The 1258-nt window shown below is 60.3% G+C and carries 2 protein-coding genes; both read right to left on the bottom strand.

Annotation, left to right across the window (positions count from 1 at the left end; translation table 11 throughout):
• The coding region (locus B3M58_RS21285; RefSeq protein WP_296222274.1) for a glycine zipper domain-containing protein at positions 1-460 on the bottom strand (460 nt) is incomplete at its 3' end.
• A 194-nt stretch (positions 461-654) separates the two neighbouring features.
• A partial coding sequence (locus tag B3M58_RS21290; RefSeq protein ID WP_296222275.1) for an MBL fold metallo-hydrolase occupies positions 655-1258 on the bottom strand: 604 nt, incomplete at its 5' end.

The raw sequence follows: 1258 nt of genomic DNA on the forward strand, positions 1-1258 counted from the left end.
TGCTGTCGGTATGGCCGACGATGTCGACACCGTTCTTGTCGAACTCCTTGAACACCGTGACCAGGGAATTCAGGGTCGGATAGAAGCTGCTGGAAATATCCGCCGAGTTGCTGGCGAAAGTGATGTTGCCCGGCATGATCAGCTTCAGATCATCGCCATTGCGCTGCACCTGCACCCCAGTACCTTGCAGGGTCTGGCGCAGCTTGGCTTCCTGGGTATCGACGTAGTAGCCGTAGCCACCACCGGCGGCACCGCCCACTGCCGCACCGATCAAGGCGCCTTTACCGCGGTCTTTCTTGCTCGAGGTGGCGGCGCCGATCACCGCACCCGTCACCGCACCGATCCCGCCGTAAATGCCCGCCTTGCCGGCTTCACGCTCACCGGTGTAAGGATTGCTGGTACAGCCTGCCAGCACAGCCAGGCCGGCCGTTGCGAGTGCCAGATTTCGCCACTTCATCATGCGTAATTCCTTTGCTTTTTTTCGTGTTGGGACAGGTTTTCCACCTGGGTTTTCGAGCCCGGTAGCGGGCTTAAGTTCCCAGACAGCCTAGCAATATCGGCCATTGATATCTGTTAAACCGCCACAGCCGACGCAGTTGCTGCACTGGCCAAGCACGGCCTTCCACAAGCAAGCCTCGATGGCGAGACCACACACTAGCAGGCGCGAATGAATGGATTCTCACGCATCTCATCGCCCAAACGCGTATCCGCACCATGCCCGGTGACCACCGTGGCGTCTTCATCCAGGCAGTACAAGCGCTGCTTGATCGAACGCTCGATGGTGGCGTAATCGCCGCCCCACAAATCCGTGCGACCGATACCACGGCGAAACAAAGTGTCGCCGGCAATCAGCAACTTGGCCTCGGGGAACCAGAAACTCATCGACCCCGGTGTATGCCCCGGCGTATGCAGCGCCACGCCACAGCCACAGGCCAACGCCTGGTCATCTGCCAGCCACTGATCCGGCGCCGGCACCGGCGTGTAGGGCACGCCAAACATGCGGCACTGCATTTCCAGGTTATCCCAGAGGAACTGGTCCTCCTTGTGCAAGTGCAGGGTCGCGCCGGTTAACTCCTTCATCAGCCCCGAGGCGAGGAAGTGATCGAGGTGCGCGTGGGTATGGATGATGCTCACCACGTTGAGGCCGTGTGCCTCGAGACGCGCCATGATCAACTCGGGATTGCCGCCCGGATCGACCACGATGGCCTTCTTGGTCAGCGGGTCGCCGATAATCGTGCAGTTGCACTGCAAAGGCCCG

Source organism: Pseudomonas sp. UBA2684 (assembly GCA_002354655.1).
In the GTDB taxonomy this organism is placed as follows: domain Bacteria; phylum Pseudomonadota; class Gammaproteobacteria; order Pseudomonadales; family Pseudomonadaceae; genus Aquipseudomonas.